Here is a 26,554-nt window from a genome sequence, read left to right as displayed (position 1 = left end):
CGCGCCCGGCCACGGGCGCGGCCCGTGATCGACCCGCGCCTGGAGCGCGCGCTGGCCTTCGAGCGCGCCATGCACGCCGCGACCGGTCGCGTCATCACGGCGTCCTGGGGCCAGGCGTTCCTGGACGCCGCGCTGTCGCGCTGCTACGAGCGCAACCAGGTGCGGACGTTCGCCGACGCCGGCGGGCTGGACGCCGAGGCGCTGCACCGCGAGGTCGACGGCGTCTTCCGCCGGGCCGGCCTCGCCCACCGGCAGGTGTGCGTGCAGCCACCCGCCGTCCGCCGGCTCGGCGACCCGCTCGCGCGGCTGGGCTACGAGCGGGCCCGTCACCGCTTCCTGGCCTTCACCGGCGCGCCCCCTCCCCCGCCCCGGGCCGCCGTCGTCGAGCTCGACCTCGCCACGGCGCTGACCGCGCAGGAGCGCTACCTGACGACCGACCCCGACACGCCCTACGGCCGCGACCGCCGTACGCGCGAGGACCTGCTCGAGCACCACCGCACCTACGGGGCCTCGGCGCAGGAGCGGCGCTTCGGGATCCTGGACGCCGGCGGCGCCGGGGTCGCCTGGGCCAAGCTGTGGACCCGGGACGACGCCGCACAGATCGAGGACGTCGTCTGCCTGCAGGACCACCGCGGCCGCGGCTACGGCCGCGACGTGGTGGCCGCGGCCGCCCTCGCCGCGCTGGCCGCCGACCCCGGCCTGCTGTTCATCGTGGCCGACGCCGAGGACTGGCCGATCGGGCTCTACCGCCGGCTGGGCTTCGAGGACGTCGGCGAGGTCCAGATCTTCACGCGGCTGCTGCCCGGCGCGCCGGGCGCCCTGGCCTGAGCTACTCGGCCGGGCGCGGATCCAGCCGCCGCCCGCCGGAGTAGTCGACGGCCTCGCGCACGTAGCGGCCGAACGCGGCGTCGGCCGTCGTGCGGGCGTCCCACGCCCACGGAGCGCCGGGCGCCTCGCGGTAGGCGATGTCGGTGCACCAGCCCGTCCCCTGATCGTAGAGCTGAAGCAGCTCGTCGATCGTGAAGGGGCCGCCGAGGCGCCGGCGCAGCTCGGCGAGGATGCGATCGGTCACGCGCTCCAGGGCCAGGCGCTCGTCGGGCAGGGCCTCGCGGACCCGCCGCTCGCCGTCCCGCCACTGGTGCATCGCGGTCTGGAAGTCGGCCACGCCGCCAGCGTAGCGCCGGTCATCCGGCGCCCCGCCTCAGCGGTCCCCGGGCAGGCCCTTGACGATGTAGGGACGCTCGCCGGGCTTGACGAGGCCGAGGCGGCGCGCCTCGCGCTCGAGCGTCCGAGGGTCCTGCAGCGCCTTGCGGCGGGCCCGCAGGCGCTCGTTCTCGTGCTGGAGCTGGCGCACCTCGGCGCGCCGTGCCTGGGCGTCCCGGTAGGTGTGGAAGAACGAGATCGACGGGCCCACGTAGAGGGCGACGACGCCGAAGAGCACGATGAGCAGCGCGACCCGGCCGACGCGGTCCCAGCGGATGCCGCGGGCCCCGCCCGGGATCGCCCGGGGACGACGGCTGGGAGGGTCGGGCCGCGGGCGGGTGCGTTCGCGGGCCGCGGCGGACTGGCGGGCGGATGCCATCGCTTCCGCGGTTCGCCCCGGGGCGGCAGGTTCCTGCCCCGGGCCGACGGATGTTCGGCGGGTTCGGCCCCCTGGGGCGAACCCGCCGAGCGGACCCGGCCCCCTGGGCCGGCGTTCGCCTAGGAGCGGAAGACGCTGCGGCCCGGGAACGTCGCGTCGGCGCCGAGCGCCTCCTCGATGCGCAGGAGCTGGTTGTACTTGGCGACGCGGTCCGAGCGCGACGGCGCACCGGTCTTGATCTGGCCGCAGCCGGTGGCCACGGCCAGGTCGGCGATCGTGACGTCCTCCGTCTCACCCGAGCGGTGCGACATGACCGCGGTGTAGCCGGCCTCGCGCGCCATCGCGATCGCGGCCAGCGTCTCGCTGAGGGTGCCGATCTGGTTGACCTTGATGAGGATCGAGTTGGCGGTGCCGCTGTCGATGCCGCGCTTCAGGCGCTGCACGTTGGTGACGAACAGGTCGTCGCCGACGAGCTGGACCGTGTCGCCGATCGCGTCGGTCAGCGCCTTCCAGCCGTCCCAGTCCTCCTCGTCCATGCCGTCCTCGATGGACAGGATCGGGTACTTGCCGGCGAGGTCGGCCCAGTAGGCGGCCAGGTCGGCCGAGCTGAGCTTGCGCCCCTCATGCTCGAGGTCGTAGACCCCGTCGCCGAAGATCTCCGAGGTCGCGGGATCCAGCGCGATCGCCACGTCGTCGCCGGGCCGGTAGCCCGCCGCCTCGATGCCCTGGACGAGCAGCTCGAGGGCGGCCTCGTTGGACTCGAGGTCCGGCGCGAACCCGCCCTCGTCGCCGACGGTGGTACCGAGCTTGCGGTCGTGCAGCGTCTTCTTGAGGGCGTGGAAGACCTCGGCGCCCATCCGCAGCGCGGTGCTGAAGGAGTCGGCGCCGCTGGGGATGATCATGAACTCCTGGAAGTCCACGGAGTTGTCGGCGTGCGCGCCGCCGTTGAGGACGTTCATCATCGGCACGGGCAGCACGTGCGCCGCCTCGCCGCCGAGGTAGCGCCACAGCGGCTGGCCCTCCTCGGCCGCGGCGGCGTGCGCGGCGGCCAGCGAGACGCCCAGGATCGCGTTGGCGCCCAGGCGCGACTTGTTCGGCGTGCCGTCGAGCTCGACGAGCGCGGCGTCCAGGCCCTCCTGGTCGGTGGCGTCGCGCCCGGCGATCGCCTCGCCGATCTCGCCGTTGACGTTGGCCACGGCCCGGGTGACGCCCTTGCCGAGGTACTCCGGGCCGCCGTCGCGCAGCTCGGTGGCCTCGAACTCGCCGGTGGACGCGCCGGAGGGCACCGCGGCGCGGCCCGTGGCGCCGGAGCGCAGGGCCAGCTCGACCTCGACGGTCGGGTTGCCCCGCGAGTCGAGGATCTGGCGGGCGTGGACCTTCTCGATCTGGCTCATGACGGGTTCGGTCTCTCTTCGTCTTCCAGGAGGGCTTGGGCGTAGAAGCCGAGCTGACGCCCGGGCGGCAGGTCGGTCCAGGCCTCGCCGGCGGCCTGCGCCAGGCGCTCGGCCGTCTGGACCCGGGCGCGAAACCTATCGGCCGACGCGCGCAGCGCGAGCTCCGGGTCGACCTTGAGCTTGCGCGCCACGTTGACGGCGGCGAACAGCAGGTCGCCGGCCTCGTGGAAGCGCGCGTCGGCGTCGCCGTGGTCGGCGGCGGCACGCAGCTGCTCGAGCTCGCCCTCGATCGCCTCGTAGGGCGGCTCGTCGACGTCGAAGCCCGTCGAGGCCGTGCGGCGCTGGACCTTGCGTGCGTACAGCAGCGCCGGGAGGTTCTCGGGCACCTCGCCGAAGATGCCCGGCTCCCGGCCGTCCTCCGTGCGCTTGATGGCGTCCCAGTTGGCCAGGACCTCGCCGGCGTGGGCGACTTCGACGTCGCCGAAGACATGCGGGTGGCGGCGGATGAGCTTCTGGCGCACGTGCTCGGCGACCTGCGCGAGCGACCCGGTGCCGCGCTCCTCGAGCAGCAGCGCCAGGAAGTGGACCTGGAAGAGGACGTCGCCCAGCTCGTCCAGGAGCTTGCCGTCGTCGCGGCGATGGGCGGCGTCGGCGAGCTCGTAGGCCTCCTCGAGCGTGTGCGGGACGATCGTGCGCTCGTCCTGCTCGCGGTCCCACGGGCACTCCACCCGCAGGCGCCGCGTGAGCTCGTCGAGTCGTTGCAGCGCCTGCGCGGCCTGCTGGGCGGCGGGGTCCTCGGACACCCGCCGCAGGCTAGCCGGACCCCGGGCTCGCCGGGGTCCCGCTCACTACTGCCCGGTCGTCGTGGTCGCGGTCCCGCCCGCGGGCGCCGGGTTCTGCGTCGCCGCGCCCGTCGTCGCCGTCGTCGCCGTCGGCTTCGGGGCGTTCTTGCAGTCCTGCGTCACGTAGCCCTTGCGGCAGTCCGTGCGGGCCTTCCACTTCTTCTGGAACTGCTTGACGAAGTCGTTGAGCTTGGTCTGCTGCTGCTGGCTGACCAGGAGCTGCTTGATCGACTCCTTGGCCTGGTCGAGCGTCTGCTGCGAGCCCGGGGTGATCTTGGTCACCTCGAAGACGTAGTAGCCGAACTGCGTCTTGACGGGGCCCGAGATCTTGCCCTTGGCGGCCGCGAACGTCGCGTCGTCCAGCGCCTTCTCCTGCTGGCCCTTGGGGACCGCGGAGAGCAGGCCGCCATTGGCCTTCGTCCCCTGGTCGATCGAGTCCTTGGCGGCGACCGTCTTGAAGGACTGGCCGCTGTCCAGCGCCTTCTTGGCCGCGTTGGCCTGGGCCTCGGTCTTGGTCAGCACGATCCGGATGTCGCGCTTCTCCGGCACGGCGAACCGCGACTTGTTCTTGTTGTAGTAGGCCGCGATCTGCGCGTCGGTGACCTTGTCGGTGCCCTTGAGGATCTGCGTGCGCAGCTTCGTCGAGAGGTCCTGCACGCGGATGCGGTAGAGCAGGTCCTCCTGGATGTAGCCCGAGGACTTCAGGAACGCCAGGTAGTCCGAGTCCTTGGGGAAGCTCTGCTGGCGCTGCTTGTCGAAGTCCTTCTTGACGTCGGCGTCGCTGATCTTCACGCCGTTGTCGGCCGACTCGCCCTCGATCCACGCCGACGAGATCAGGAACTGCATGACCTGGTCGCGCAGCGTGTTGTACTCCGTCGTGCACTGCGTCTTGTACGTCGCGTCGGTGGGCGTCGGCTGGCCCTTGGCCGGCTTGGCGGCCGTCTTCTTCTTGTTCGCGATGCACTTCGTGTAGTTCGGCGGGTCGGGCACCACGACCGCCGCCGTGGACCCACTCTGCTGCGCCTGGCTCGTCGCCGCGACGGTCAGCCAGTGGTTGAACTCCGTGGTCTTGATGGAGTCGCTTCCGATCTTGACCACGGCGTTGCCGGGCACGCCGCTGGACCCGCAGGCCGACAGCGCAAGGGGGAGCACGAAAAAGGCGCCCGCGAGCGCCAGGTACCGACGGGGCGATGACATAACGGCGCGGAAGCTAGCAGGACCAGCATGAAGCCCGGCTTAAACCGGCCCCGGCCCGATCGGTCAGGCGGCCTCGGTGGAGACCGCCAGGAGCGCGTCGGCGGCCGCCACGACGGCCGGGAAGCGGTGCTCGGGGTCCGCGGGGACGCGCACGGAGAGCTGCGAGCGGCCCGGCTCGTAGGTCGACTCGGGCAGCGCGGCCTTCAGGCGCGCCGCGCGCTCGGCGTCGAGGTCGACCGGCGTCACCGCCAGCCGGTCGCCGCGGAACGAGACGGCCCGCGCGCCGGCCATCCCGAGCTTGATCCGCGCCTGCTGGAGGGCCAGGAGGTTGAGCAGCGGCACCGGGACCTCCCCGAAGCGGTCCTCGAGCTCGTCGCGCAGCAGCATGAGCTCGGCCACCTCGCGGGCCCCGGCGATCCGGCGGTGCACGTCGATCTTGGCCTGCTCGTAGGGGATGTAGTCGGCGGGGACGTAGGCGTCGACGTTGACGTCCAGCCGGACGGGCTCGCGCTCGTCGCCCTCGCCGGAGGCCCCGGCCTCCTGCACCGCCTCGTCGAGCATCTGCATGTAGAGCTCGAAGCCCAGGGCGGCGACGTGGCCGGACTGCTCGTCGCCGAGCAGGTTGCCCGCGCCGCGGATCTCGAGGTCGCGCATCGCGATCTTGAAGCCGGCGCCGAGCTCGGTGTAGTCGCTGAGCGCGCTGAGGCGCTTCATCGCCTCCTCGGTCAGCGCCGCGTGGGCGGGGTACAGCAGGTAGGCGTAGGCCCGCTCCCGGGAGCGCCCGACCCGGCCGCGGATCTGGTAGAGCTGGGCCAGGCCGAAGAGGTCGGAGCGCTCGACGATGAGCGTGTTGGCCTGCGGGATGTCGATGCCCGACTCGATGATCGACGTCGCCACGAGGACCTCGGCCTCCCCGCGCAGGAACGCCAGCATCCGCTTCTCGAGCTCCTTCTCGTCGAGCTGGCCGTGGGCGACCTCGAAGCGCACGCCGGGGCACAGCCCCCGCAGGCGCTCGGCCGTCTCGTCGATGGTCTCGACGCGGTTGTGCACGAAGAACGCCTGGCCGCCGCGCGCGTGCTCGCGCATGATGGCCTGCTTGACGACCTCCTCGTCGTACTCGCCGACGTAGGTCTTGACCGGGCGCCGACCCTCGGGCGGCGTCTCGATGACGCTGATGTCGCGCACCCCGGCCATCGACATCTGCAGCGTGCGCGGGATCGGCGTCGCGGACATCGCGATGACGTCGACCTTGAGCTTGAGCTGGCGCAGCAGCTCCTTCTGCTTGACGCCGAAGCGCTGCTCCTCGTCGACGATGATCAACCCGATGTCCTTGCCCCGCATGTCGCGGCCCAGGAGGCGGTGGGTGCCGATGAGGATGTCGACGTGGCCCTCGTTGAAGGCCGTGACGACCTCCTTCTGGACCTTGGGCGTGCGGAAGCGCGACACGTGGTCGACGGTGAAGGGATAGTCCTTCAGCCGCTCGGCGAAGTTGCCGTAGTGCTGCTGGGCGAGGATCGTCGTGGGCGCCAGGACGAGGACCTGCTTGCCGTCGTCGGCCGCCTTGAACGCCGCGCGCAGCGCGACCTCGGTCTTGCCGTAGCCCACGTCGCCGCAGATCAGACGGTCCATCGGCTGCGGGCGCTCCATGTCGGCCTTGACGACCTCGATGGCCTCGCGCTGGTCGGCGGTCTCGGTGTAGGGGAACTTCTCCTCGAACTCGCGCAGCCACTCGGAGTCCTCGGGGAACGCGTGGCCGGCGCGCCGGCGGCGCTCCGCGTAGAGGTTGAGCAGCTCGCCGGCCAGCTCCTGGGCCGCACGCCGGGCCCGGGCCTTCATCGTCTCCCAGGACTTGCCGCCGAGCTTGCTCAGCGTCGGCGAGCCCGCGCCCGCGCCGAGGTAGCGCGAGATCTTCGCGAGCTGGTCGACGGGCATGTACACCTTGTCGCTGCCGGCGAACTCGAGCTGGAGGTAGTCGCGCGTGACCCCCGCGACGGTCTTGGTCTCGAAGCCCGCGAAGCGCGCGATGCCGTGGTCCTCGTGGACGATGTGCTCGCCCGTGCGCAGGTCGCTGAAGGAGCGCAGCGCACCGCGCCGCGAGGGCCCGCGGGCGTCCGTGCGCTCCGAGCGCCGGCGGCGGAAGAGGCGATGCTCGGGGATGACGGCGATGCGCGGGCCGCCCGCGATGAAGCCGTCGCGCAGGCCGGCCACCGCGAAGCGCAGCTCGCCCGGCTCGGTCGTGAGCTCGTCGCCCTCGAGCCAGTGGGCCTTCAGCCGGGCCAGGTTGTAGGCCGTGCGCTCGCCGCCGCCGCGCTGGGGCCAGGTCACGACGGTGCGGTAGCCGGAGCGCACGAACTTCTCGAGCTGGGGCTCGGCCTCGCGCAGCGAGCGCGCGCCGAGGTCGGCGGCCTGGGCGCGGAACTCGAAGGGCTGGTCGGAGTTCAGCGCGCTCAGGCGCACATGCGCGCGGCCGTCCAGCGCGGCGCTCACCGCGTCGGGGGCGACGTAGAGGTGGTGGGCGTCGACGTCGTGGAACGCGGCGCAGACGTCCTGCCAGTGGTCGTGCAGCGCCGGGTCGATCTCGGCCTCCTCGGCCAGGATCACCGCGGCATCGGCGGGTGCGAGGTCCAGGAACGCGTGGAAGCGGTCCACCGGCAGCAGCTGCGCGACGTCCGGGCGGTCCTCGGCGTCGGAGATCGCGGCGATCTCGGCCGCCTCGCGGTGCTCGACGGCCAGCTCGGCGGCCGGCGCGATCTCGAGCTCGTCGAGCTCGCCGAGCGAGCGCTGCGTGAACGTCGAGAACGCGCGCAGCGACTCGATCTCGATGTCGAAGAGGTCGACGCGCACCGCATGGTCGGCCGTGGCCGGGTAGACGTCGAGGATCCCGCCGCGAATGGCGAACTGACCACGGTCGTCGACCTGGTCGACGCGCTCGTAGCCGGCGGCGACGAGGTCGGTCGCGCACTCGTCGAGGTCCAGGAGGTCGCCGGTGCGCAGCGTGAACGACGAGGGCCGCAGCGCCGGGTCGGGGACCTTCTCGCTCAGCGCGACCGCGCTGACGACCACCACCGGCGGCTCGCGGCCGGGGTCGTCGGCCAGGAGGGCGTCGAGCGCCGCGACGCGCAGGCCGACCAGGTGCGGCGGCGGCGCGAGGTGCGACTCGTAGGCCACGCCGCGGCTGGGGTAGAAGCGCACGGGGCGCGGGGCGAGCCAGTGGCGCAGGTCGGCGGCCAGGTCGCGGGCCTGGCGGTCGTCGGCGGCGACGACGAGCGCGGGATGCCCGGCCATCGGGCCGTCGAGGCCGTCGAGCAGGGCCGCGGTGACGAACGGGCGGTAGGAGGCCGAGACGAACGCCCGGCCGCCCTCCGCCGCGAGGCGGGGGCCCTGGGGGTCGTCGGCGAGGTGCGTGAGGAGGGAGCGCAGGGACATGTGGGCATGCGCAGCGACCGCGCGGGGGCGCGGCCGGGGTGCGACCTCCATCTTAGGACGGCGGGCGCGACGCTCAGGACGCGGTGGCCAGGAAGAACGCGTCGCCCAGCAGGACGCTCGTGCTCGTGCGCTGGTCGTCGCCGCCGTCATCGGCCTGGCACAGGCGTCGGCCGTCGGGTGTCCTCATCACCAGCTCGGCGCGCTGAGCGCCCCGAGCAGCACGATCGGCGCCCCCCGTCGCGGGAGGCCGCGCGTCACAGCGCCTCGCGACCGTCCACGATGCGCTGCACGGCGTCGGCGGCGCGGTCGACGACCTCGGCGACCTCGGCGTCGGACTGGCGCCAGCGGCCCAGGACATGGGCCGAGACGATCTCGGGGTCGGTGCTGTCGGGGCGCCCGATGCCGATCCGCACGCGGGCGAAGTCGGGGGACCCGAACCCGGCCTTGAGCGACTTCAGGCCGTTGTGGCCCGCCAGCCCGCCGCCCAGCCGCGTGCGGATGTCGCCGAAGGCCAGGTCGAGCTCGTCGTGGACGGCGATCACGTGGTCGAGATCGACCTTCAGGGCGCCGCGCGCCGGCCCGGCCGAGCGCCCCGACTCGTTCATGTAGGTCTGGGGCATCAGCACGCCGACCCGGGGCGCCGGGTATGGCGGCGGCGGGAGGCGCCCGTCGGCGTAGAGGCCGGCGAACGTCTTGCGCGGCCGGCCCAGGTCCCAGCGCTCGATGAGGCGCTCGGCGACCAGGAAGCCCACGTTGTGGGGGGTGCGCGCGTAGCGCGTGCCGGGGTTGCCGAGCCCGACGATCAGCCAATCGACGGGCGTGGCACGCCCCGGGAGCCGCATGGGCGTCTCGGACGGCGGGGGCTACTCGGACGACGCGGCGTCGTCGCCCGACGCCTCGTCGCCGCGCTCGGCCTCGGCGGAGGCCTCCGGCGCCGCACCGCTCTCGCCGACGCGCTCGGTCTCCGTCTCGACCTCGTCGTCGGACTCGGTCGACACGCTCGGGGGCGTGATCGAGGCCAGGACCGTGGCGTCGGGGTCGTCGAGGAGCGTGATGCCGGCCGGCGCGGTGATCTCCGAGAGCTGCATCGTGGCGTTCATCTCCATCTTGGAGACGTCGACGACGATCGACTCGGGGATGTCGTTGGGCAGCGCCTCGATCGTCAGCTCGCGGGTGACGTGCTCGAGGATGCCGCCCTCGATGACGCCCGGTGCCTCGTGCTCGCCGACGAACTCGACGGCGACGCTGGCCTCGATGGCGACGTTGAGGTCGACGCGGAGCAGATCGACGTGCAGGAGCTCGCCGCGGACGGGGTGGCGCTGGGAGTCCTTGAGGACGGCCGGCGTGGCGGGGCCGCCGTCGATGCTGAGATCGAGCACGGCGCCCTTGCCGGCGAGCGCGTGGCGCAGCGCACGTTCGGCGACGGCGAAGGACTGGGGCGCGTCCCCGCCGCCGTAGAGGATGCCGGGCACCTGGCCGGAGCGGCGCAGGCGGCGGGTCTCACGCGAGTGGGCGGCCTCGCGGGCGTGGACGTCGAGCTTGGTGGTCTGGTCGGCCATGGGCGGCTCGGGAGGCTAGCGAATGCGCGGGCCTCGAGGCCTCCCGGGCCGTCAGCCGTACTGCTTGGTGCCCTTGTAGATCCGCTGCAGATCGAAGAAGGCGGGCTTCTTGACGCCGCTCATCGTGATGACGCCCTTCTGGTGGATCGGCGAGTTGGGCCACGGGTTGCCGCCCTCCCAGTTCGGGCGCACCGCGAACTCCTCCAGCGTCCACCAGATCGCGCCCGACAGCCACGGCTTGGTCGCGTAGACGCCGAAGTGGTAGTTCGCGAAGTCCTGCTGGAACTGGTAGGTCCCGCGCTCCTCGACCGGACCGTCGCGGTTGGCCTCCGCGCCGGTCTCGGTGATCACGATCGCCTTGTCGGGATAGCACTGTCGCACGCTGTCGAGGTAGTCCGACAGCAGCGAGCGATCGGCGATCTGCCCGTTGGGGCCCGAGTACCAGCCGAAGTACTCGTTGATCCCGATGACGTCCAGCGGCTTGTACTCGGGCTGGCAGCCCGCCGACGGGTAGCCGGCCACGGCCAGGCCGACCGGGCGCGTGGGGTCCAGCGACTTGGCGAGCTTGACCGCGCGCTGGATGTAGTAGCCCTGCACCGGCCCGGGCCGCGCGCTGAGCTCGTTGCCCGCCGACCACACGATGATCGACGGGTGGTTGATGTTCGTCTGCACCGCGCTGGCCAGCTCCTTGGCGGCGAGCTCGCGCACGAGGCGCTGCTTGAGGTACTTCGTCTTGACGGAGTACACCGGCACCTCGGTCCAGGCGAGCATCCCGAGCTCGTCGAGGCGCTCGTAGTAGTACGGGTGCAGCGGATAGTGGCTGCGGAACAGCGTCGCTCCGGCCTCGCGCGCCCATTGGATCTGCTGCTCGCGCTGGGCGTCGTCGATCGCGAAGCCCTTGTCGAGGGAGTCCTCGTGGGTCCCGAAGCCGCGGAAGTGCAGCGGCTTGCCGTTGAGCATGAGGTGGCCGTCGACGACCTTGATCGACCGGATGCCCGTCCGGACGGTGTAGGTCTGCAGCGTGCGGCCGCCCACGGCCGCGCCCACCGAGGTGTCGTAGAGGTACGGGCTGTCGGGCGACCACACCCTGGGGTGCTTGACCGCGATGCGCTTCGTGAACGTCGCGAAGCGCTTGGCGCCGACCGCGAGGGTCCCCAGCGCGACGTTGCGGGCGCCCAGGCGGGCGGTGACCCGGACGCGCTGGGCGCTGTCGCCGTAGTTGCGCACCGTGGCCTTGTAGGTCACGTGCGCGTCGCAGGTGCCGCACGGCAGGTCGGGCAGCACCGCGACGTTGGTGAAGTCGACGCGGTCGATCTTGCGCAGGTAGACCTCGCGCAGGATCCCCCCGTAGTTCCACCAGCCGCCGGTCGGCACGCCCGTCGTCGACAGGCCAGAGGGCGGGAAGTCGGTCGGGAAGCGCCGATCGTCGACGCGCACCGCCAGCACGTTCCGCCCGCCGCGCTTGAGCAGGCCGGCGGGCAGCCGGATCTCGAACGGCAGGTAGGCGCCGGTGTTCTTGCCGATGAGCCGGCCGTTGAGGTAGACCCGCGAGCGGTAGTTGACCGACTCGAAGCGCACGACCCACGACAGCGCCTTGGCGGCGGAGGGCAGGTGGAAGTCCTTGCGGTACCAGCCCACGCCGCCTGCGAAGGAGGCGTCGCTGTAGTCCTTGGCGTTCCAGGCGTTGGGCACCGTGACCGGCGTCCAGCCCAGCCGCGAGGTGCTCGTCGCGAAGCCCTGCTGGGCTCCGTTGCCCGACGGGTCGGCGCGGTAGAGCCACTCGCCGCCCATGAGGTAGCGACCCGAGTTGCCGGTCTTGTAGAGCGTCTTGTCCACGATGCCGTCGCCCTGGGCGAGCGCGCTCGCGGGCAGCGCGAGGACGGCGAGGAGGCAGAGCAGCAGGCAGCGTCGGAGCATCTCGGGGAGGGGGAACACGACCGGGGACAGCGCGTTGCGGTGGACGACGGCGACGGGTCCGCTCAGCACGGATCCTCGTTGTTCGCCAGTGGCGCGTTGAGGCGCAGGAGGCTGATCGAGCGACCGGTCAGCGGGCTCCCGCTGCGGCGCACGAGGACGCACTGGACGACGGGGACGGCGTTGACGCCCCGCACCCAGACCACTCGGCTCCAGCCCTGCGCGGTGCCCAGCGAGTAGGACGTGCCCGAGTCCAGGCGCGCGATCTTGACGGCGCCCGGACCGGCCAGCCGCGGCACGAACGCGCGGACCTTGGCCGCGCACGCGGCGTCGCAGGCCTGCAGCGAGCGCAGGACCCCGCCGACGTCGCCGGCGGCCTCCAGGTGCAGCAGGTCGTCCAGCTTGGCGCGCTCGCGGTTCTCCGTGGTCAGGAAGCGCGCCACGACGAACGAGACCGCCAGGAAGACGACCACGAGCGGGGCGAGGAGCAGGATCAGGCGGCGACGGCGGGCGAGCACCGCCCGGCAGACTAGTCGTGCGCCGCGCCGGGGGCGGCAGCCCCCGCGACTCAGCAGGCCTCGGGGTAGTCCTCGCCGTTGATCTCCAGGAACCGCTGCACGGAGCGCTCCTGGGCCTCGAGGCGCTCGGCCATCTGGTGGGCGTGCTCCGCCGCGCGCGCGACGAAGTCCTCCAGGCAGGCGTGCGGGTCGTCGGGCAGCGGATAGACGTGGGCGATGTCCTGCTGGGCGCAGGCGATGCCCATCGGCGGGCGGCCCTCGGCGAGCGTGCGCGCGCCGCAGACCGGGACGACGGTGAGGCGGCGGTCGGGCGCCACCAGCGCGATCGGCATGAGCCGGTGGGCGGGGAGCGGCACGTCGAGGTCGATGGCGCGCAGGACCGAGACGGTCGACCCGGCGACCTCGCGCAGCGGCTCCTCCCAGATGGCCAGCACCGTGTCGGCGGCCTGCAGCGCGTCGCGCATCGTGCGCGCCTGCTGCTCGTAGGCCTCGAGGGCCTCCTCGCGGGTGTGGGTCTCCCCCAGGTCCAGGTCGCAGGGCACGCGCAGCAGGTCGCGGGCGCCGAGCTGCTCGCCCTCGCCGTGGCCGCCGTTGGCCACGTAGGTCTGGATCGTGCCCAGGTCGCGGCGGCCGTGGAAGACGACCGTCAGGCGCTCGGCCATCGCCAGGCCGTGGACCCGGAGGGCGACCGCGGCGGCCGCCTCGGGGTCCAGGAGCGCGCGGCGAAGCAGCTCGTCGGCGACGCCCTCGTCGGGCCCCGGATCCCGTGGATCTCGCTGGTGCTCGTCCATCGCGCCCTCCTCGCAGCCTGCTCCTTGACGATGGTGCCTGAAGGTCTACCCGATTTGATCGGACACGCGGTCGGAATCTCCACCGGCGCGCGGTCGGTCGGCGGGCATCGGCGGCGGGCCCTTCGGGTACGGTCGGCCCATGAAGCTGGTCTACAAGCCCATCGGGATCGTCCTCGGCATCCTTGCGGGCCTCGTCTCCAAGAAGCTCTTCAACGTCGTCTGGGGCATCTTCGACGAGGAGGAGCCACCCAAGCCGACGACCCAGGACGCCGAGTGGTCCAAGGTGCTCGCCGCGGCGGCGGTGCAGGGCGTGACGTTCAAGGTCACCCGCGCGGCGGTCGACCGCGCCGGCGCCAAGGGCTGGACCCACCTGTTCGGCGTGTGGCCCGGGCCCAAGAAGCAGGACCCGTCGCAGGCCGCGCAGGCCGTGCGCTAGCGCCCGCCGCCGGCCCGCACGACGAACCCCCGCTCGCGCAGGTCCTCCAGCGCGTCCTCGAACGCGCCGTAGTCGCGGGCCAGCAGGAGGTCGATCGGCCGGCCCGCGCGGCCCGTGGAGCGCACCCAGCGCCGCAGGACGCCCTCCCCGGCGCGCTCGGCGGCCTCGGCGGTCAGCGTGAGCAGGATCGGCAGCTGTGGCTTGTGGTCGAGCTCACCGCCGACCACCGACAGGGGGTCGGCGTCCAGGACGCCGAGCAGCTCGTCGTCGGAGAGCCCGAGGCGCTCCTGCAGGACGGCGGCGGCGGTCGTCGGGCTCATGACCCCACGCTAGCGATCGCCCGGCGGGGCCAGGCGCATCTCGCAGACGGCGGGCTCGGCGCGCCGCACGACCTCCACCGACATGAGCACCGCGCAGCCCGGGCAGCAGTAGCTGCGCAGCACGACGTCCTCGCCGTCGAGGTAGTCGGCGGGGTCGTTGGCACGCGGGAGCGCGTCGACGAGCGCCGCGGCGCCCGCCAGCAGGTGGTGCTTGACGTTGCCGGCGTAGCCGCACAGCACGGTCCCGCAGCGCTCGCAGGCCAGGACGCGCTCGGCGCCCTCGTCGCGCGCGACGATGGCCTCGTGCACGCGGCGCGGCGGCTCGCCCGTGGCGGCCACGGGGTCCGACGGGCCGCCGTCGCGGCCCAGTGCGATCCCCGGCGCCCAGGCCGACCGTCGGGCGCGGATGCCCGCGCGCTCGCGCTGCGTGGCCGCGCCGTCGACCTCCCCGGCCGCGTCGACGACGACGCCGTAGACGCCGCGGGCGGCCGCCGCCGAGACCCGCCACTCGCGGACGTCCAGCGCCACGCGCGCGGCCTCACGCTCGAGCGGGTCGCCGTAGCCGCCGCCGCCCGAGATCACCGACTCGGCGACGTCGCCGGGGCCGAGCGCCACCGCGTTGGACTTGCCGCGCAGCATGAGGACCTCGCCCGCCGCGACGTCGTCGATCGAGCCCGGCACGCGGCCCTGCGCGAAGGCCTCCAGCAGGTCGGTCGCCCGCTTGACCGTCGTCCGCGCCGGCGGAGAGGGCAGGCCGCCCAGCAGGCCCTGGGCCCCGAAGCCCGACATCGACATGCCACCCGAGAACGAGTAGACGTCCAGGCTCCGCGCCCGGTAGGGCGTCCAGGCATAGGCCAGGCCGACGCCGCCGCGCCAGCGCCCGGCGCCGCCGGAGTCCTCGAGCTCGCGCCGCCAGAGGTAGACGAACGGGAACCACTGCTCGACGGCCTCGACGTTCATGAGGAACGTCAGCGGGCTCCAGCTCGGCCCGCCGGTGTCGACGCCGTCCTGGGAGGAGCGGGCGCCCCCGCCCATCGCGAAGTGGTCGAGGATCGCCGACCCGAAGAACTGGCCACGGTCGTCGGTCCCGGACACGACGGGCACGGGGTAGTCGGGGCCCGGCGCCACGATGTCGCGCCGCAGCTCGTCGTCGCCGGCGACCATCCGCCCGATGCACGTCTGCATGAGGTTGAGGTGGGTGACGACGTTGCAGATCGCCGCGCTGACCGCCGCCGGGTAGGTCACCGTGTTCAGCAGGCCGGGCACGACGTCGTAGTCGATGTTCGTCTCGGCCCCGCCGACGGCGAAGAGCTGCTCGGGCAGCATGCTGATCGCCACGGCGCTCAGGACCGATCCGGCCAGGGCCTGGAACGTGATCCCCAGCGGCCCCTCCTGCTGGGGGTCGCTGCCGCGGTTGTCGATCGTGATCCGGTCGCCGGCCTTGTGCACGTTGATCGCGACGCGGTAGGTGTGGCGGTCGCCCGGCAGCGCCTCGTCGAGGTAGCGGACGTCGGACCAGGTGCCGTCGGGGATGCGGCGCAGCTTGGCGGCGAACGCGGTGCGGGCCGACTGCACCACGCGCCGCATCGCGGCCTTGACCGTCGGCGCGCCGAACTGGTCGCACATCGCCACGATGGCGGCGCCCGCGGCCTGGCAGCCGGCGATCTGGGCGCGCAGGTCCAGCGCCAGCAGCTCCGGCATCCGCGACTGGCGCAGGTACATGCGCTCCAGGTCGGGCCGCAGCTCGTGGCGCTCGACGATCTTCATCGGCGAGAGCAGGACGGGGTCGTGGTAGACGTCGACGGCGTTCTGCGGCCAGCCGCCGGGCACGACGCCGCCGAGGTCGTACTGGTGGCCGGCGTTGGAGACCCACGCGAACAGGCGGCCGTCGACGAACACGGGGGCCGCGAACAGCACGTCCATCTGGTGCACCGCGCCGACCCACGGGTCGTTGCCGAAGAAGACGTCGCCCTCCTCGATGCCCGGCCGGTCGCCGAAGTGCTCCATGATGAACTTGACCGTGTAGGGCGCGCCGATGTTGAGGTACTGGATGAACGGCGCGTTCATCACGATCTCGGCGTCCTCGGTGAGGATGCACATGTTGAAGTCCAGCGACGCGAAGACCGGCGAGCCCGAGACGCGCGTGACGGTCTCACCGTGGGCGGTGTTGATCGTCCACAGGCGGTGGCGGATGACCTCGTAGGTGACGGGGTCCAGGGTCTCGTCGGCGTCGGCGTGCAGGTCGATCGCCGCGATCGCGTCCCGCCAGCCGGGCCCGGGCCGGTAGCTGTTGGCCGTGCCGTCCCACACGACCTCGGCGCGCTCGTCGCTCATGCCCCGCTCCCCTGCGGTCGAAGGTCCATCCGGATGCTGCCCAGCGGATCGACCGCGGCGCGCGCGCCGGCGGGCACGACCACCGAGGTGTGGGGGTACTCGAGGATCGCCGGGCCTTCGACGGCGTGGCCGGGCGCCAGGCGGGCGCCGTCGTGGACGACGGCCTGGAGCTCCTCCGTGCTCGTCCCGACGAACGTCACCGCGCGCCGGCCCTTCTCCGTCGTGCCGCCGCCGCCCGGCGCCGGCGCCGCGTGCACCCCGGCGTCGCCGATCGGCGCGCGGCCCTCCACGCGCAGCAGCGTCATGGCGTAGCCCGCGGCGGCGTAGCCCGTGCCCTCGCCGAACAGCCGCGCGTAGTCGCGCTCGTAGGTCGCGATGAGCTCGGCGAACGTGGCGGCGTCGTACTCACCGCCGGGGGCGGCGACCTGCACCTGGTTGACCTGCAGCGTGTAGCGCAGGTCCACCCGGCGGCTCAGGACGATCGCGTCGCGGTCGATGCCCTGGCGCGTCATCCGCTCGGACACCGCCGCCTCCAGCGCGTGCCAGTGCGCGTTGACCTCGTCGGCCGGGAACGGCTCGCGCAGGCTGACCGACTTCTCCTCGACGACGACGGCGTCGGAGCTGACGATCCCGAACGCCGACCACGCCGAGGCCAGGTTGCTCAGCGGCACGACGACCGTGCCGATGCCCAGCTCACGGGCGATCGCCGCGCCGTGGATCGCGCCGGCGCCGCCGTAGGCGTACAGCGCGAAGCGCCGCGGGTCGTAGCCCTGCTGGATGCTGGCCAGGCGGATGGCGTCGGCCATCTTGTTGTCCACGATGCGCACGGCCGCCGCCGCGGTCTGGCGGGCGTCCAGGCCCAGCGGGGCGCCGACCTCGGCCAGCGCCGCCGCGGCCGCCGCGACGTCCAGGCGCATCGTCCCCGCGGCGAAGTCCCCACCACCCATGACGCCGAGCACGAGGTCGGCGTCGGTCACCGTCGGGCGGGTGCCGCCGCGGCCGTAGCACACCGGCCCCGGCCGGGCCCCCGCGCTCCCGGGCCCGACGCTCAGCGTGCCGGCCTGCGCGTCGGAGCGCACGAGGCTCCCGCCGCCGGCGCCGATGGACCGCACGTCGACGGTCGGCACGAAGTACTCGTACTGGCCGTGCCAGGCCGTCGGGCTGCTCAGCGGGACGCCCTGCGAGATGACGCCGACGTCGAGCGTGGTGCCGCCCATGTCGGCCGTGATGACGTTGCCCTCGGCGTCGGGGCCGGTGATCGTGCCCTCCTGCGCCTCGCGCTGCTCCAGGGCGACGGAGCCGATGACGCCCGCCACCGGGCCCGAGCCGATCGTCAGCACCGGCCGCCGGCGCGCCTCCTGCGCTGCGATGAGGCCGCCCGAGCACGTCATGACCTGCACCGGCTCGGTGTAGCCCAGCTCGGCCAGCAGCTCCTCCAGTCCGCCGAGGTAGGCGTCCATCGTCGGGCCGACGGCGGCGTTGACGACGGTGGCGACCGTGCGCTCGTACTCGCCGACGCGCGGGGCCACGAGCGAGCCGAGCGAGACGAACGCGCCGGGCACGACGTCGGCGACGACCTCGGCCACCGCCGCCTCGTGCGCCGGGTTGGCGGTCGCCCAGACCAGCGACACGGCGAACGCCTGCGCCCCGGCGTCGGCCAGCTCCTGCACCGCGCCCCGCACCGCGCCGGGGTCCAGCGCGACGAGCACCGCGCCGTCGAAGGCGACGCGCTCGTCGACCTCGGCCACGAGGTGCTTGGGCACCAGCGGCTGCGGCTTGGCGTGCGTGGCGACGGCCGCGATGTACTCGGCCGGCATCCGCCGCAGCCGCCGCCCGGACTGCATGAAGAAGATCGAGTCGCGGTGCCCGCGGGTGGTGATGAGCCCCACGGGCGCGGCGTTGCCCTCCACGAGGGCGTTCGTGCCGACGGTGCAGCCGTGGTAGATGCCGCGGCAGTCGGCCACGAGCTCGCGCACGTCGAGGCCCAGCACGGCGGCCGCCTCGCGCATCGCGTCCACGAACCCGACGCCGAAGTCGGGCGGCGTCGACGGGGCCTTGGACACCGTGACGACGCCGTCGCCGTCGATGACCACGCAGTCGGTGAACGTCCCGCCGATGTCGACGCCCACGGCGTAGCCCATGGGCGGGGCACGCTATGGCGGCGCCGAGCGGTCCGTCAACCGTCCGTCCGGAGGGGCGGTGTGCCCTCGGGGTCAGAACAGCTGGTTCTCTCCACCGAAGACCTCGGACACCGAGTCGTCGGTGAAGATCCGGCGGATGGAATCCGTCAGCAGGTCCGAGCAGGAGAGGACCTGGATGTTCTCGGGGGCGCCGGGGCGCAGCGGGATCGTGTCGGTGACGACGATCTTCTCGAAGCCGGCCGAGGCGAGGTTCTCGTAGGCGTCGCCGCTGAAGACGCCGTGCGTGGCGGCCGCGAAGACGCGGGAGGCGCCCTCGTCGCGCACGGTCTGCGCGGCGGCCTTCAGCGTGCCGGCGGTGTCGATCATGTCGTCGACGAGCACCGCGGTCTTGCCGCGCACGTCGCCGATGACGTAGCCGATCTCGGCGACCTGCTGGGCCGGGCGCTCCTTGTCGAGGATGGCCAGCTCGGCCCCGATCTTGGACGCGAACTTCTTGTTGAGCTTGACGCGGCCGGCGTCGGGCGCCACGACGACCAGGTCGTTGAGCTGCATGTCCTCGAAGTGCTGGGTGAGCATCATCAGCGCGGTCATGTGGTCGACCGGGATGTTGAAGAAGCCCTGCACCTGGCCGGCGTGCAGGTCCATCGTCAGCACGCGGTCGGCACCGGCGGCCTCGATCATCCGGGCCACGAGGCGGGCACTGATCGGCTCGCGCGGCGCAGACTTCTTGTCCTGGCGGCTGTAGCCGTACCACGGGGTGACGGCGATGACGCGGTGCGCCGAGGCGCCGATCGCCGCGTCGATCATCACGAGCAGCTCCATGAGCGCGTCGTTGGTGCTGATGCCGGTCGCTGGGTTGCCGCAGATGGGCTGGATGAGGAAGACGTCGGCGCCGCGGATCGACTCCTCGTAGCGGCAGTAGACCTCGCCGTTCCTGAACGTCTTGAGCGTGATGGGGCCCAGCCCCACGCCCAGCTTGGCGCCGATCTTGGCCGCCAGCTCCGGGTTCGCGCGCCCGGAGAACAACATGAGCCGCTTGTCGTAGTCGATCGGGAGGCTGGTGGCCACCGGCATCGCATGCGGGGTGCTCACGTCGGACTCCATCGTAATCGGCACGGCCGACGCCTTCAGCGGCAGCTGGATGCTCACGGCTGGTCTTGCTCCTACTCGCGGTCCGCGTAGCCCTCGATGTTCCTCTGGCGAGCCCGCGCGACGGCGAGCGCCCGGTCCGGGACGTCCTCCACGACGACCGACCCAGCGGCAGTGTAGGCACCGTCGCCGAGCGACACCGGCGCGACCAGGGTCGTGTCCACGCTCGTGCGCACGCCCGTCCCGATCGTCGTGCGCGACTTGACCTTGGTCTTGCCGTTGTAGTTCGCGGTGATCGTCGCCGCGCCGAGGTTCGTGCCCGGCCCGACGTCGGCGTCGCCGACGTAGCTGAGGTGCGGGACCTTCGTGCCCTCGCCGATGTCGGAGTTCTTGATCTCGACGAACGTGCCGGCCTTCGCGCCGTCGCGCAGCACGGTCCCCGGGCGCAGGTAGGCGAACGGGCCGACCGTCGCGCCTGGGTGCAGCTCGGCCTCCTGCACCCAGGAGTGGCGCACGGTGGTGGCGTCGTGCAGCGTGGCGTCGACGATCGTGGTCGCCGGGCCCAGGTGCGCGCGCGCGCCGACCGTCGTCGCGCCGCGCAGGTAGGTCGAGGGCTCGATGATCGTGTCCTGCCCGATCGTGATCCCGGCGTCGATCAGCGTCGAGCCCGGGTCGACGATCGTGACCCCGGCGCGCATGTGGTCCTCGAGGATGCGCCGCTGGGCCAGCGCGCGCACCTCGGCGAGCGCGACGCGGTCGTTGATGCCCAGGACGAGGCCCGGGTCCTGGACGACGTGGGCGGCGACGACGTCGCCCCGGGCGCGCAGGAGCGTCAGGACGTCGGGCAGGTACTTCTCGCCCTGGGCGTTGTCGGTGCCCACGCGCGGCAGCGCCTCGGCCAGCGCGGCGTGGTCGAAGCAGAAGATCCCCGTGTTGACCTCGCGCAGCGCGAGCTCCTCCGGCGTGGCGTCGCCGTCGGCCTTGGTCTCCACCACGCGCTCGACGCGGCCGTCGGCGTCGCGGACGACGCGCCCGTAGCCCGTGGGGTCCTCGAGCTCGGTCGTGACCATCGTCGCGGCGGCGCCCGAGGCGACGTGGGCCGCCACCAGGTCGCCGATGGCCTGCGCGGAGACCAGCGGCACGTCGCCGCTGAGGACCACGACCGGCACGCCGGGCTGCGTCTGGTCCAGGCCGGCCAGGACCGCGCCGCCCGTGCCGTCGGCGACCTCCTGGATCGCGGTCAGCACGCCCTCGGGCAGGGCCGGGGCGAGGTCGACGTGCGGCGAGGCGACGACGACCACGCGCTGGGCCCCGGCCTCCAGGGCGGCCAGCACGGGCCAGGCGACCATGGGTCGCCCGCAGAGCTCGTGCAGGACCTTGGGCAGCGCGGAGCGCATCCGCGTGCCCTGTCCCGCAGCCATGACGACGGCGCTGAAGGGGGTCACGGCCGACAGCCTAGGGGGCGGCCGCCGTGCGGGCCGGCGGCGGCCCCCGGCGCGGGACCGCCCGCGCGTGCCGCGCGGCTCTCCGCCAGAATGGACCGCGCACGCTCGCTGGGGGGTGGTGTAGCTGGCAACACACCAGGTTTTGGTCCTGGGATCCGGGGTTCGAGTCCCTGCCCCCCAGCCTCCGGCGGCATCGCGCCGTGGGCCGTTGGTCCGCGCCGGCGCCGGCGACATCAACCGTGCGGGCGGCGCGTCGATCCCTGGTGTGATGCACCTCCGTCCCCGCTCCGTGCTGCTCGCCGTCCTGCCGGTCCTCGCCGTGGCCGCGCCCGCGTCGGCCGACGCCCCCGCCTTCCCCGCCCTGCCCGCCGACCTCCCGCCCGCGCTGGTGATCCGCACGGTCGACTTCCTGCCCGTCGCCCCGCTGCTGCCGGCCCTGTCCTCGCCGGCCGCCGCGCCGGTCCTCGGGCTGCCGGGCCCGGACCGCCTGACGGTCCGCACGGCGCTCGGCGGCGTGCTGCTCGGCGAGGAGGGCGGCGACCGCCTCGTCGGCGCCGCGGGCCCCGACCACCTCGACGGCGGGACGGGCGCCGACGCGGCCCTCGGCCTCGGCGGCGCCGACGAGCTGACCGGCGGCTCGGGCGACGACGCCCTGCGGGGCGGCGACGGTCCCGACCGCCTCTTCGGCGGCTTCGGCCACGACCTCCTCGACGGCGGCCCGGGCAACGACGTGCTCGACGGCGGCGCGGCGCCCGACGTCGTGGACGCCGGCGCCGGCGACGACCTGGTGCACGGCGGCTCGGGCGCGGACACGATCCGCGCGGGCGCGGGCAACGACGTCGTCTACGCCGACTCGGGCCCCGACCGCATCGACGCGGGCGCCGGCGACGATGTCGTCTACGTCAACAACGGGACCGCGGTGGCGACCGTGGACTGCGGGCCCGGCCAGGACACCGTCGTCATCAACCCCTACGACCGCCCCGGCGGCATCTCCAACGCCCAGGCGCTGCGCCGCGGCGAGATCACGGGCTGCGAGGATGTCGTGGCCGCTCCGCCGGTGGCCGATCCGACCGTCGGGCGCCGCGAGCTGGCCTCCGACCGCGGCGCGACCGTCCACGGCACGGAGCGCAACGACACCCTGCTCGGCGGCCACGGGTCCGACACCCTGCTCGGCGCCGACGGCGACGACGTCCTGTGGGGCGACCGCAACCACGGCGACGGCGGCCACGGCGCCCGCGACGAGCTCATCGCCGGCCCGGGCGCCGACACGGTCTACGGCGGCCGCGGCGCCAACCACATCGACGGCGGCCCGGGCGCCGACGCGCTGCAGGGCGGCGAGGGCGACAACGTCATCGGCGGCGGGGACGGCGACGACGTGATCCGCCTGCGCGGCGCCGGGCGCAACGTGGTGCGCGGCGGCAACGGCAACGACAGCGTCCTGGCGTTCACCAGGCGCCCCGCGACGGTCGACTGCGGCCCGGGGGCCGACACGGTCGTCTACGGCCGCGTCAAGCCCCGTACGCACGGCTGCGAGTCGCTCGTGAGCGCCTACCACCGCGCGGCGCGGGCGCAGTCCTCGGCGCGGTAGGTCAGCCGAGGCCCGCGAGGGCCTCGACGAGCTCGGCGGGCGCCAGCGGGTCGGCGCGGATCGCCCGCGCGTCGGCCAGCGTGGCCAGGCGCCGCTCGGGGCGCAGCATGCCGAGGGTGCCGCCGACGTCGACGGCGGCCGCCACGAGCTCGTCGAACGTCGCGCCGCCCGCCAGCGCCAGCAGGCGCGGCTCGGGGCGGCCGAGGACCATCAGGAACGGCGTGCCGTCGCCGGTGGGCCCGGTGCTGATCAGCACGCCTGCGGCCAGGTCGTCGCGGGCGGCGGCGAGGTGGGCCTCCGAGAGCCCGGGCACGTCGGGCGCCAGGAGGACCACCGGGCCGTCGTGGCCGGCGGTCAGCGCGCCGAGCTCCCCGGCTGCGCGGGCGCGCAGCGGCTCGGCGCCCGCGCCGGCCCGCCGCGCCCACGCCAGCGCGCGCTCACGCAGGAGGTGGTCGAGCCAGTCGTGGCGCTCCGGGCCCAGCCGGTCGCGCAGCACGGGGTCGGGCGCGGCGGCCAGCGCGTCGAGGACCACGACGGCGATCGGCCCCGGCGCACGGGCGGGGTCAGTCGAAGCCGAGATGGGTCCCCACCGGCCCGGGCTGGGCGCGCTGGACGTGCGGCACGGCGGCGGCCAGGGTCGCGGCCAGCGCGACGGGGCTCTCGCCGATGAGCCGCATGAGCTCGGCGACGGGCGTGGCCTCGTCCTGGACGCCGTTGGCGTAGTCGGTCGCGTAGCCCAGCAGCGCGAACGGGATGCCGGCCTCGCCGGCCAGGACGGTCTCCGGGCCGGCGGTCTGGCTCACCGCGGTGACGCCGCAGGCGGCGAGCATCCGGATCTCGGCCTTCGTGTTGAAGCGCGGGCCGTCGACGTGGCCGTAGCAGCCGCCGTCGCGGACGACGAGCCCCGCCTCGCGGGCGCCGAGCAGCAGCGCGCCGCGCAGCGGCGCCGAGAACGGCTCCTCGTAGACCCAGTGGCTGCGGCCGGGACGGCCGGGCTCGGTGTGCAGCGTGCAGATCGAGCCGTCGGGCAGGCGGTTGGCCAGGAAGTGCAGGTCGTCGAAGACCATGAGCGTGCCCAGCGGCACGGTCGCGTCGACGGCGCCGCAGACGGTGACGCCGAGGATCGCGTCGGCGCCGCGGTCGCGCAGCGCGGCGATGTTGGCCTGGTGGGTGACCTGATGCGACAGGCGCGCGTGCCCGGCGAGGTGGCGGCTGACGTGCAGGACGTCGGCACCGGCGAAGCGGCCCTCGGTGATCGTCGCGGGACCGAACTCGGTCGCGACCTCGGTGGGCCGCGCGTCCTCGAAGTCCGGCAGCGCGTAGGTCCCCGAGCCCGTGATGATCCCGATCCGCATGGACCGGGATCCTAGGGTCCGGCGGTCGGCTACTGGGCCGACGAGGGGATCGCCGCGTTGGCCGGCGCGGGCGCCGGGTCCGTGGCGGGGGCGTCGGGCGCGGGGGCGCTGTCGGCCGGGGAGCTCTCCGCGACCGGCGGCTGCGGCGCCGGCGCCGGGTCGGCCGGGGGCGTCGTGTCGGCGGGCGGCGTCGGGTCGGCCGGCGTGGGCGTCGGGTCGGCCGGCGTGGGCGTCGGATCCGGCGCGGGCGCCGGGTCGGGCGCGGGCGCGGGGTCCGGCGTCGGGGCCGGGTCGGCCGTCGTCGGCGGCGTGGCAGGGCTCGACGGCACGCCGCCGGCTGCGGGCGTGTCGGGGGTGGCCGATCCGGTGTCGGCGCCGGTGGTGGGGGTGCTGCCCGTGCTCGACGGCGGGAGTGGGGTCGGGGTCGTGCCCGTGTCCGGCCCGATGACGACGGGCGCCGGGGCCGTGTCGGTCGTCGTGGACGACGTCGTGTCGGCCGGGACGGTCGTCTCGGCGGGCGGCGCGTCGGTCGGCAGCGCGACGGGCGTCACCGGCGTGAAGGCGGAGGTCGCGTCGCGGCCGGTGGCGGTCGGGACGGCGTTCTGGTCGATCGGCGTGACGGGCGTGCCGTGTGCCTGGGCCCAGGTGTCGGGCACGCCGTCGCCGTCGGTGTCGATGCTGACGGGCGTGTCGGCCGTGCGGGTTGCCGACTGCGTGTAGCTCGACTGCGGGGTCCCATTGCCGTCGCTGGCGTTCGAGTTCGACGAGCCCAGCGAGCCGGCCGAGCCGTCGAGCGACACGCCGACGACAGTCCCGCCCACGGGCGCCGTGGCGCCGGGCAGCGGCGCGGTGCCGACGCGCGTGGTGCCGCCGGCCGAGACCGTGAAGGTGAGGCTGCTGAGGCTCGAGCCGCGCGTGCCGGTCGTCAGGCCCGGGAAGCTCGTGCCGCCGGTGCCGGTCCCCGAGGCGAGGACGTCGGTGCGGTGGGCGACGACGGGCAGCGGCGCGACGGGCAGCTGGACCTTGCGGGCCGAGTCGCCGGCGACGAGGGGCCAGCCGCTGAACTGCAGCACCGACCCGTTGAGGACCGTGACGCCCGTCCCGATCAGCGAGAGGGCGGCGGTGACGCCTGCGGCGGCGAAGAGATGATCGTGCGTTCGGTGCTTCATGAGGGAGCTCGAGGGGACGGCGGCCCGTCCCTTCACTCCTCTTGTCGGCCGGTGGGCCCGGCTTCTCAAGGGGGTGAGGACCCCAGGACCGGTCGGAATTCCGGCCTCTTAGGTGCCTAGCGTGTTCTACGAGGCTCCGGCTGTCAAGATTGGCGCGTTGCCGCTCTCAAGTCGGACCCGAACCATCGGTTTCAGGAGCGTCTGGGCACGCGCCCGCCCCCCGCTCCCTGCTCGCTGGCCGGGCCGCCGCGGGCGGCGATCCCGAGCACCCGCATCGCCTTGAGCCCGAGGCTCAGCTTCTCCCGGCCGTCGGTCGATCCGACGTCGAGCCCCGAGAGCTCCCGGACGCGCTCCAGGCGGTAGCGGATCGTGTGCCGGTGGGTGAAGAGCCGCTGCGCGGTGCCCGCCACGTTGCCGTCGGCGTCGAGGAACGCCTCGACGGTGCTGACGAGCTCGGTCTCGTACTGGTCGTCGTAGGCGACGAGCGGCTCGATCGTCTCGGCGTAGAAGCGCTGCAGCTCGGCCGGGTCCTCGCTCATCGCCGAGAGCAGGAGCCGGTAGGCGCCCGTGTCGTCGAAGGCCAGGATGCGCTGGCCGTCGTCGGCGTCCCCGTCGGCCTCGGCGACGTTGGCGGCCAGCAGCGCCTCGTTGGCCGCGCGGCCCAGCTCGGCCGGCCCGCCCGCGACCCGGCTGCGGCCGAGCGCGAACGTGTGCCCGGTCAGCGAGGCCTGCAGCTCGCGCAGGACGCTGCCCGACGCGCGCTCGGCGTCGGCGGCCTCGGCGGACGGCAGGAGGATGACGACCTCGGCCCCGGGCGCCTCCGGCCGGCCCGAGGACGACGCGATCGCCCCGGGCACCGCCGCCCGCGCCCCGCGCTCGGCGGCGGTCACCACGCGCTCGCGCCAGCCCTCCTCGGTGGTCACGTGCAGCTGGGCCCGCACGACGAGCACCGAGGCGCCCGGCGCCACGTCGAGCCCGATGGCCTCGGCGCGCGCCAGCACGTCGTCGCCGTCGGTCAGGCGCCGGCCCAGCAGGTCGTGCACGAACTCGATGACGGCCTGCTCGGAGGCGCGGGCCGGCGCCCGGACGCGCTGGACCTCGGAGGCCACGAGCGCCGTGACGAGCCGCAGCACCATCGGCGAGGCCTCGGCGTCGGAGCGTGCGCGGACCCGCAGCTGCCCGACGGGCTCGTCGGCCACGCGCAGGTCGACGACGTCCACCCCGTCGGCGTCGCTCATGAGCGAGCGCTCGTCGGCCGGCGACCGGGCCGCCACGGCCAGCACCGTGCTCGCGGCGTCGGTCAGCGCGAGGCTCGCGTCGAGCGCTCGGGCGGCCGCACGGATGACCTCGGGCAGCCCCGCGCCCGACTCGACGGCGTCGGTGATCGAGTCCAGGGCCTCGAGGTCGATCCCCGCCGGCGTCCTCGGAGCCGGAGTGGACATGCGGGGAAGTCT

At 74.0% G+C, this 26,554-nt stretch carries 23 protein-coding genes and 1 tRNA gene; 4 read left to right on the top strand and 20 right to left on the bottom strand.

The window, feature by feature from the left end:
* Positions 1-24 precede the first annotated feature (24 nt).
* Positions 25-828 carry a GNAT family N-acetyltransferase gene (locus FSW04_RS07890; protein WP_146918037.1) on the top strand — a complete coding sequence of 268 codons (804 nt, stop codon included), beginning with the start codon at positions 25-27 and terminating at the stop codon, positions 826-828.
* Position 829: 1 nt separating this feature from the next.
* Here FSW04_RS07890 and FSW04_RS07885 read toward each other — a convergent pair whose 3' ends face one another.
* From FSW04_RS07885 to FSW04_RS07835, 11 genes are all read right to left on the bottom strand, one after another.
* Positions 830-1,165: a hypothetical protein gene (locus tag FSW04_RS07885; RefSeq protein WP_146918035.1), complete on the bottom strand. Its 336-nt coding sequence runs from the start codon at positions 1,163-1,165 to the stop codon at positions 830-832.
* Positions 1,166-1,201: 36 nt separating this feature from the next.
* On the bottom strand, positions 1,202-1,582 hold the full coding sequence (locus FSW04_RS07880) for an FtsB family cell division protein (RefSeq protein ID WP_146918033.1): 381 nt from the start codon (positions 1,580-1,582) through the stop codon (positions 1,202-1,204).
* Positions 1,583-1,701: 119 nt separating this feature from the next.
* Entirely contained in the window at positions 1,702-2,976 is a 1,275-nt protein-coding gene (eno, locus tag FSW04_RS07875; protein WP_146918031.1) for a phosphopyruvate hydratase, read from the bottom strand.
* The gene (gene mazG, locus FSW04_RS07870; protein ID WP_146918029.1) at positions 2,973-3,779 is read right to left on the bottom strand and encodes a nucleoside triphosphate pyrophosphohydrolase; all 807 of its coding nucleotides are present in this window, start codon (positions 3,777-3,779) and stop codon (positions 2,973-2,975) included. Before mazG ends, eno begins: the two co-directional genes overlap by 4 nt.
* 45 nt (positions 3,780-3,824) lie before the next feature.
* Complete coding sequence (locus tag FSW04_RS07865) at positions 3,825-4,970, bottom strand: peptidyl-prolyl cis-trans isomerase (protein WP_187369337.1); 1,146 nt, start codon at positions 4,968-4,970, stop codon at positions 3,825-3,827.
* Between the two features lie 108 nt (positions 4,971-5,078).
* Positions 5,079-8,441, bottom strand: coding sequence for a transcription-repair coupling factor (gene mfd / locus FSW04_RS07860; RefSeq protein WP_146918025.1), 3,363 nt, complete (start codon positions 8,439-8,441; stop codon positions 5,079-5,081).
* Positions 8,442-8,695: 254 nt separating this feature from the next.
* The gene (gene pth, locus FSW04_RS07855; RefSeq protein ID WP_146918022.1) at positions 8,696-9,283 is read right to left on the bottom strand and encodes an aminoacyl-tRNA hydrolase; all 588 of its coding nucleotides are present in this window, start codon (positions 9,281-9,283) and stop codon (positions 8,696-8,698) included.
* Between the two features lie 21 nt (positions 9,284-9,304).
* On the bottom strand, positions 9,305-10,000 hold the full coding sequence (locus FSW04_RS07850) for a 50S ribosomal protein L25 (RefSeq protein ID WP_146918020.1): 696 nt from the start codon (positions 9,998-10,000) through the stop codon (positions 9,305-9,307).
* 51 nt (positions 10,001-10,051) lie between these two features.
* Entirely contained in the window at positions 10,052-11,986 is a 1,935-nt protein-coding gene (locus FSW04_RS07845; protein WP_146918017.1) for a glycoside hydrolase family 2 protein, read from the bottom strand.
* On the bottom strand, positions 11,980-12,432 hold the full coding sequence (locus FSW04_RS07840) for a hypothetical protein (protein ID WP_146918015.1): 453 nt from the start codon (positions 12,430-12,432) through the stop codon (positions 11,980-11,982). Before FSW04_RS07840 ends, FSW04_RS07845 begins: the two co-directional genes overlap by 7 nt.
* Positions 12,433-12,482: 50 nt before the next feature.
* Positions 12,483-13,223, bottom strand: coding sequence for a hypothetical protein (locus FSW04_RS07835; RefSeq protein WP_146918013.1), 741 nt, complete (start codon positions 13,221-13,223; stop codon positions 12,483-12,485).
* A 139-nt stretch (positions 13,224-13,362) separates the two neighbouring features.
* On the opposite strand from FSW04_RS07835, the gene FSW04_RS07830 reads away from it, so the two are divergent.
* The gene (locus FSW04_RS07830) at positions 13,363-13,659 is read left to right on the top strand and encodes a DUF4235 domain-containing protein (RefSeq protein WP_146918011.1); all 297 of its coding nucleotides are present in this window, start codon (positions 13,363-13,365) and stop codon (positions 13,657-13,659) included.
* Here the strand turns inward: FSW04_RS07830 and FSW04_RS07825 are convergent.
* The 5 genes from FSW04_RS07825 to glmU form a co-directional block, all read right to left on the bottom strand.
* Positions 13,656-13,979: a hypothetical protein gene (locus tag FSW04_RS07825; protein WP_146918009.1), complete on the bottom strand. Its 324-nt coding sequence runs from the start codon at positions 13,977-13,979 to the stop codon at positions 13,656-13,658. The genes FSW04_RS07830 and FSW04_RS07825 overlap by 4 nt on opposite strands.
* A gap of 9 nt (positions 13,980-13,988) precedes the next feature.
* Positions 13,989-16,313 (bottom strand): hydantoinase B/oxoprolinase family protein, encoded by a 2,325-nt coding sequence (locus tag FSW04_RS07820; RefSeq protein ID WP_146918007.1) that lies wholly within the window; start codon positions 16,311-16,313, stop codon positions 13,989-13,991.
* Positions 16,310-18,454 (bottom strand): hydantoinase/oxoprolinase family protein, encoded by a 2,145-nt coding sequence (locus FSW04_RS07815; protein ID WP_146918005.1) that lies wholly within the window; start codon positions 18,452-18,454, stop codon positions 16,310-16,312. The genes FSW04_RS07820 and FSW04_RS07815 overlap by 4 nt, the downstream gene beginning before the upstream one ends.
* A 72-nt stretch (positions 18,455-18,526) precedes the next feature.
* Positions 18,527-19,504: a ribose-phosphate diphosphokinase gene (locus tag FSW04_RS07810; protein WP_146923584.1), complete on the bottom strand. Its 978-nt coding sequence runs from the start codon at positions 19,502-19,504 to the stop codon at positions 18,527-18,529.
* 113 nt (positions 19,505-19,617) lie between these two features.
* A complete protein-coding gene (glmU, locus tag FSW04_RS07805) occupies positions 19,618-20,988 on the bottom strand; it encodes a bifunctional UDP-N-acetylglucosamine diphosphorylase/glucosamine-1-phosphate N-acetyltransferase GlmU (protein WP_228430989.1) in 1,371 nt (456 codons plus the stop codon).
* Positions 20,989-21,097: 109 nt separating this feature from the next.
* Here glmU and FSW04_RS07800 point away from each other — a divergent pair.
* Positions 21,098-21,169: transfer RNA gene (locus FSW04_RS07800), tRNA-Gln, on the top strand.
* Between the two features lie 87 nt (positions 21,170-21,256).
* Complete coding sequence (locus FSW04_RS07795) at positions 21,257-22,576, top strand: calcium-binding protein (RefSeq protein ID WP_146918003.1); 1,320 nt, start codon at positions 21,257-21,259, stop codon at positions 22,574-22,576.
* A gap of 1 nt (position 22,577) precedes the next feature.
* Here FSW04_RS07795 and FSW04_RS07790 read toward each other — a convergent pair whose 3' ends face one another.
* From FSW04_RS07790 to FSW04_RS07775, 4 genes are all read right to left on the bottom strand, one after another.
* Entirely contained in the window at positions 22,578-23,108 is a 531-nt protein-coding gene (locus tag FSW04_RS07790; protein WP_146918000.1) for a hypothetical protein, read from the bottom strand.
* A 31-nt stretch (positions 23,109-23,139) separates the two neighbouring features.
* Entirely contained in the window at positions 23,140-23,931 is a 792-nt protein-coding gene (locus tag FSW04_RS07785) for an MTAP family purine nucleoside phosphorylase (RefSeq protein WP_146917998.1), read from the bottom strand.
* A 29-nt stretch (positions 23,932-23,960) separates the two neighbouring features.
* Entirely contained in the window at positions 23,961-25,100 is a 1,140-nt protein-coding gene (locus tag FSW04_RS25775) for a hypothetical protein (protein WP_187369336.1), read from the bottom strand.
* A 191-nt stretch (positions 25,101-25,291) separates the two neighbouring features.
* Complete coding sequence (locus FSW04_RS07775) at positions 25,292-26,542, bottom strand: PucR family transcriptional regulator (RefSeq protein WP_146917996.1); 1,251 nt, start codon at positions 26,540-26,542, stop codon at positions 25,292-25,294.
* Positions 26,543-26,554 lie beyond the last annotated feature (12 nt).

Source organism: Baekduia soli (assembly GCF_007970665.1).
Taxonomy (GTDB): domain Bacteria; phylum Actinomycetota; class Thermoleophilia; order Solirubrobacterales; family Solirubrobacteraceae; genus Baekduia; species Baekduia soli.
Note: the sequence above shows the minus strand (reverse complement) of the source record. Positions and strands in the feature narration are given on the sequence as shown.